The 5,455-nt window shown below is 67.2% G+C and carries 7 protein-coding genes and 1 pseudogene; 2 read left to right on the plus strand and 6 right to left on the minus strand.

The features are described 5' to 3' along the window. Positions 1 to 122 precede the first annotated feature (122 nt). Positions 123 to 737: a hypothetical protein gene (locus ACWEVS_RS45815; RefSeq protein ID WP_452557492.1), complete on the minus strand. Its 615-nt coding sequence runs from the start codon at positions 735 to 737 to the stop codon at positions 123 to 125. Between the two features lie 626 nt (positions 738 to 1,363). Between ACWEVS_RS45815 and ACWEVS_RS45820 the strand changes: the two are divergent. Further along, a pseudogene (locus tag ACWEVS_RS45820) lies at positions 1,364 to 2,005 on the plus strand (nitroreductase family protein); the annotation flags it as partial. Here ACWEVS_RS45820 and ACWEVS_RS45825 read toward each other — a convergent pair. Next, positions 1,979 to 2,245: a hypothetical protein gene (locus tag ACWEVS_RS45825; RefSeq protein WP_452419166.1), complete on the minus strand. Its 267-nt coding sequence runs from the start codon at positions 2,243 to 2,245 to the stop codon at positions 1,979 to 1,981. The pseudogene ACWEVS_RS45820 and the gene ACWEVS_RS45825 sit on opposite strands and share 27 nt — an antisense overlap. Before the next feature lie 542 nt (positions 2,246 to 2,787). Next, positions 2,788 to 3,006: a hypothetical protein gene (locus ACWEVS_RS45830; protein ID WP_449931671.1), complete on the minus strand. Its 219-nt coding sequence runs from the start codon at positions 3,004 to 3,006 to the stop codon at positions 2,788 to 2,790. 17 nt (positions 3,007 to 3,023) lie between these two features. Between ACWEVS_RS45830 and ACWEVS_RS45835 the strand changes: the two genes are divergently transcribed. Beyond that, positions 3,024 to 3,818: an oxidoreductase gene (locus tag ACWEVS_RS45835; protein ID WP_452557494.1), complete on the plus strand. Its 795-nt coding sequence runs from the start codon at positions 3,024 to 3,026 to the stop codon at positions 3,816 to 3,818. A gap of 240 nt (positions 3,819 to 4,058) precedes the next feature. Here the strand turns inward: ACWEVS_RS45835 and ACWEVS_RS45840 are convergent, their stop codons facing one another. From ACWEVS_RS45840 to ACWEVS_RS45850, 3 genes are read right to left on the minus strand one after another with little or no spacing between them, the layout of a single operon-like run. Next, a complete protein-coding gene (locus ACWEVS_RS45840) occupies positions 4,059 to 4,805 on the minus strand; it encodes an SDR family oxidoreductase (RefSeq protein ID WP_452557496.1) in 747 nt (248 codons plus the stop codon). Then, on the minus strand, positions 4,795 to 5,067 hold the full coding sequence (locus tag ACWEVS_RS45845) for a hypothetical protein (protein WP_452557498.1): 273 nt from the start codon (positions 5,065 to 5,067) through the stop codon (positions 4,795 to 4,797). Before ACWEVS_RS45845 ends, ACWEVS_RS45840 begins: the two co-directional genes overlap by 11 nt. Next, entirely contained in the window at positions 5,068 to 5,331 is a 264-nt protein-coding gene (locus ACWEVS_RS45850; RefSeq protein ID WP_452557500.1) for a hypothetical protein, read from the minus strand. Between the last annotated feature and the right edge of the window lie 124 nt (positions 5,332 to 5,455).

Raw genomic sequence — 5,455 nt, forward strand, 5'->3', positions numbered from 1 at the left:
ACCTCCCACGGCTTCAGCCGGGCCATCCCCGCTCCTCTCGCCATCACTACAGCGAGAGATCAAAGCACAACAGAGATCATTCTGTTAGCCCCTTTAAGGCACTGGCGGCGGCCCTGATCGTCCTACTCGTGCTGCCACGTGTAGGAGACGACGTCGCTCCACGGAGTACAACGATGAACAACGATGGGGACCTGGCAACCTCGGACCGAGAAATTCATCGTGCTCTCCCGCCCGGCGTGGCCGTTGGTGGTCACGGCGAAGTCCGCGCCCTGCCCCAGCCGCAGAGTCACTGAACCACTAGACGGAGTTGCTGCTGGAGCCTTGAATACGTGGGTCCTGTTGCCCAGGCCCGGGTTGGTGTTGTAGGCGACCTCGAAGTAATCCCATGGAAGGGCACTCACGTTCTTCCAGCGGAAGACGATTTTGCCGTTGTTCTTGTCGACCACGGTCATCACACCGCGAGGTCCCAGATTCGGCGACCGAACGATGGTGCCCCACCAGAACTCCTGCATGGCACCCTGTCCATGCTGGCGTTCCTTTGCAACCGGGCATGCTAGTTCCCCGTTTCCGGCGCCCGTGGACTGCCAGACTTCGCCGATCAAGCCGGAAGGCTGGAAGGCGGGGTTACACGGCATGCGCGCGGTAGAGGCATGCGCCGCAGCCGGTGCGGCGAAAGCTGCCGAGACTGTCGCGATGGCAGCGGCGAGACCGAGAAGTGAACGGGAAATGCGCCCCATGAGATGTTCCTTTCAGGTGAAAGTCGCTTGTGCGTCTCATGTATACGGACACCCCCTTGCACCTGGGCAAACGTCACTTTATGGCAGCTTTCTTGATACCTGCCGCTCGTCCTCGATGAGCGTGCCGACGCCAGGCGTCGCGCTCTGGAGGCCCTACAGCGAGTGGATGACCAACCCGCCATCCGGGTAGTGACAAGCTCGCCCCTCAGGGCGGCGACGGGGTGCTCCGGGCCGGTCACGGTGGTCAGGCGGGTGAGGGTCTCGGCGTAGCCAGCGCGGGTGGTGGCCGCGGTGATGGAATGGAGGAAGCGCTCGACCGCGGCTGCGGTCGTCGCGCTGGTGGCGGGTTGGGCTGGCCGGGAAAGGCCACGACGGACATGGGCACCATCCAGCAATGTGACACATATTGCCGAGTCGCCCTCGCGGCGGCGGAGGCCGAGCTGGGCGGACACGATCCACGGGGGCCAGAGTGACAGACAATCTAAGTTCTGTTTCACATCGCGCTCACGAGGCGGCTTCTGCCTCGCGGGCCTTTCTGGGCAGCAGGAAGCCGGCCAGGAAGGTCAGCGCGATCATCGCGGCGACGATCCACAACGTGTCGGCGACCGCGGCAGGCCCGCGGGTTCACCGACAGGCCTGTCCCGAGGGAGGTGCTGGAGCGCGTGCTGTCCGCCGCGGCTTGGGCGCCCTCCGGATCGAACCTCCGGTCGTGGCGCGCCTACGTGCTGACCGGCGGGCCGCTGGCCGAGCTCAAGAAGCGCGCTGGCGAGCGCGTGGCCGCAGGCGACCCCTGGGACGAGCGGGAGTACGAGATGTACCCGCCCGTACTGAAGTCCCCGTACCGCGAGCGCCGATCCGCCTTCGGCCATGAGGGCTACAGCGCACTCGGCATTGCGAGCGAGGACTGGGAGGCACGCCAGAGGGCCGCTTCCGCGAACTGGCAGTTTTTCGGCGCGCCCGCCGCGCTGGTCTGCTACATCGACCGCGACCTGGGCCTGCCCCAATGGTCTGACCTCGGCATGTATCTGCAGACCGTCATGCTGCTGCTGCGCGCCGAAGGGCTGCACAGTTGCCCGCAAAATGGCGTGGTCGGTGTATCGCAAGACCGTCGCGGAGATCCTGTCACCCCCGGACGAGCTCATCCTCTTCTGCGGCATGTCGATCGGGTTCGAGGACGTCATGGTGGATTACGTCCGTACAGGCCGGGCACCGCTCGACGAGACGATCACGTTCATCGAGGGTTAGCATTTCCATCGCATGTGGCGTGACGGGGTGGGTCGATGCTCGCTGATGTGACTGTGTGGCATCACCCGGTGGCGGGCATGCTGCGCCGTCCAGGCACCGGCCGGGAAATCGCAGGCCAGCAGGGCGTCGGACTGCGAGCGCAGTAAGTCGGCCCAGGTGGTGGATGCCCGCTCGGGTGCCGGGTCGAGGCCTTCCTGTTTGAGGATCTCCCAGACCGTGGACGGTGCGATCGCGATGCCGAGTGTGGTGAGCTCGCCGTGCACCCGCCGATAGCCCCACGATGGATTTTCGCGAACCAGGCGCAGGATGAGGGCACGGATGGAGCGGACCGTGGGCGGGCGGCCTCGCCTGTTCGGCCGGCAGGTACGAGCGTGACGCCGTTTCAATCGCCATCTCCACCCTCACTCCGGCACTCGGCAAGTCGTCTTCTGCCCGTATGCCGGCGCGTCGGCAAGGGCACTGGCCCCCGACCCGGGCATCCGGCAAGACTGCCCGGCGCTCGCGAACGTTGCTTGAGCCAGAACGAGCACGGCACCAAGCGATCCGCGGCTGTCTCCCTCCCCCTCCACCCTCCAGACTTACCCGCCTCCAGCGGTCGGACCTGGCATCACCTCGCATCCCATCACCATGACCACCACCTCGGCGAACCAATGTGGTCACAGCACTAGAAAGACCGCCCAGGCGCGTAGTCGATCTTCCCGGCGGGGCGCGGCAGGTCTGCTGATATGTCGGGCCCCTTGGCGTCGGCCACGCTACGGGCGTGCGCGGCCCCGTTCGGCGAAGCTTCTCAGCAGTCGGGGAGAGGTCAGCGGAATCGGTCCAGGAACGCTTCCAGTTCGCGCTCGCCATGGCGGGTCTGCGCGCCCGCGGCGACGGCCGCGCGCATGCGATCGACCATCGCATCCGGGGCCGGGCACACCTTGCCCAAGGCCTTGCTCTCATCGGGGCGGCGGCTGGCGACTTCGCTGGTCAGAGGGTGACACTGAAACCCTGTACGTGATTGCGCGGACTTTCGCGCAATCACGAGATCGGGGGATTCCGATGGAGCTGAACCTCGCGGGCAAGGTCGCCGTCATCACCGCCGCCAGCAAGGGCATCGGCTTGGCCGTCGCCGAGGCGTTCGGCCAGGAGGGCGCTCGCGTCGTCGCGGGCAGCCGGACCGAGACCACGGAGCTCGCCACCCTGCGCGAGAAATATGACGTCATCTTCGTCCCTGTCGATCTCGGCGGCGCCGACGGCCCGAGCCGGCTGATCCAGGCCGCCGCGGACCGGCACGGCACGATCGATGTACTGGTCAACAACCTCGGCACCGCCAGCCCTCGCTCCAGCTTCCTGGACATCGACGACGCCGAGTGGCAGCGCGTCTTCGACCTGACCTTCTTCAGCGCAGTCCGAGCCACCCGTGCCGGCTTGCCGTACCTGCTCGCCGACAGCGGCGGGGCGATCGTCAACATCAGCTCCATCAACGCCCGGCTGCCCTTCCCCTCAGTCATCGACTACTCCGCGGCCAAGGCCGCGCTGACCAACCTCACCAAGGCGCTGTCGGAGGAGTTCGCCCCGCGCGGCGTACGCGCCAACGCCATCGCCCCCGGGCCGGTCCGCACGCCGTTCTGGACCGCTCCGGGCGCCTTCGCCGACAACGTCGCAGCCGGCGCCGGGGTCACCGCGGAGGAAGTACTGAACGACGTGGTCCCGCGCGAGATGGCCATCTCCACCGGGCGGATCACCGAACCCAAGGAGGTGGCCGACCTGGCCGTCTTCCTTGCCTCGCCCCGCGCCGCCAACATCACCGGCGCGGAATTCATCATCGACGGTGGCCAGGTCAAAACCACCTGACCACCGCATCTGTGACGATCGACGTACGCCGCCCAGACTTCTTGACCAGCCTGCGCTGCCAACCGCTGGCGGACTTTCGTCGCAGGGAGGCCGATACCGGCGCTGTTCCGGTCGGCGCCCGCTCCGCTTCGCGCGCGGCCATCCGCTGCAGCGCGGATTGTCGAAGGTGACCCGCCAGTAGGCGTCGGAACACTCGGTGACGGCCGGCGGATATCAGCTCCCCCTGGTCTTCACCCTCTGTCAGTAGACGAACTGCTGGCCGCCGTCGATGTCATAGGTCGCACCGGTGAGCGCCGTGTTGGCCATGATGTGTACGGCGAGCGCGGCGACGTCGGCGGGCCCCACGACCCGGCCGATCGGGAGCGTGGCGCGCAGCTCGTTCCGTCGTTCCTCGAGCCGATCTCCCAGCAGCGAGGCCGACAACGGGGTGTCGACGAAACCTGCTGCGATGAGGTTGACGCGAACCGGCGCGAGCTCCATCGCGAGGGTCGCCGTGAACGGAGGCAGCGCCGCGGTGGCCGCCGAGACGATCCCGAGGCCGTGACCGATCCGTCGGCCCCCTGTGCCGCCCATGAGCACGATCGTGCCCCCGGGCCGCATCTTGCCTGCGGCGTTGCGCGCGATCTCGAGCGCCCGCATGATGTGCCCGCTCATCGCCTGCCGTACGTCGTCTGAGTCCATCTCCAGGACAGGACCGTAGCGTGGGCCGCCGGCCGTGACCATCACATGGTCAATCGCCGGCAGGTCATGGAAGAAGCGCTGTACGGCGGCCGCGTCGTCGGCGTCGAAGGCTGCGGTGCGTTGCGCGCCGACCTCCAGCCCCGCTCGTTCGAGCCGGTCGGGATCGCGGCCGGTGAGTATGACCTCGGCACCCTCGGCACGGGCACGCCGAGCTGTCTCCAGCCCGATCCCCGCGCTGCCACCGATCACGACGATGGTCTGCCCGGCCAGTTCCGGCTCGCGCCGCGACGACGTGTCAGACGACATGCTTGACTTCGGCCATGTAGCGTCGAGCGGCCGCGGAAGCCACCGCGGGGGTGCTGCCGTGCTCACGGGCATCCAGGTACGCCGCGTACCAGTCCCACCAGTCATGCTTCGGGGCCACCGCCTCGAAAGCGCCATGGTGTTCGGCCGTCTCGTACAGAAGCTCGGCCGGCCCTGCGACATCCGTCGACCACACCCTGCCCGGGAGCCGCTCCGTCACCTCCTGCAACAGCCGGCTGTTCCCATCAGGATCCGAGAACGACATCTAGCTGCCGTAGGACCGGCGCTCCGGACCCGGGCCGGGCACGCGCCGCCCCACGCTGTTCACGCCGGAACCGTGCCACACCTCGCTGACCTCCGCGCCGTGGCCCATCAATTCCTCCCGGGCGGCCTCGATGTCCTCGACGATCAGCATCAGGTCCTTCACCGAACGGGGCGCCAACTCCGTGATCCCCGTGCCGAACTGGATCGAGGCGGGCGAGTTGGGCGGGGTGAACTGTCGTCCTCTCTTGTCCGTTTCATCCGGCATCGAGCCTGCGAACCTGGGGAGACGTCACAGGTCACGTCCACGGACGTGGTGTATGAATCGATCTTCGCGTGATCCTGTTTCTGCAGGTTAAGCGGTAAGTGTCTGCGGGAGTGGGTTCTGGGCT

The sequence above is a fragment of the Nonomuraea sp. NPDC003754 genome, from assembly GCF_053605785.1.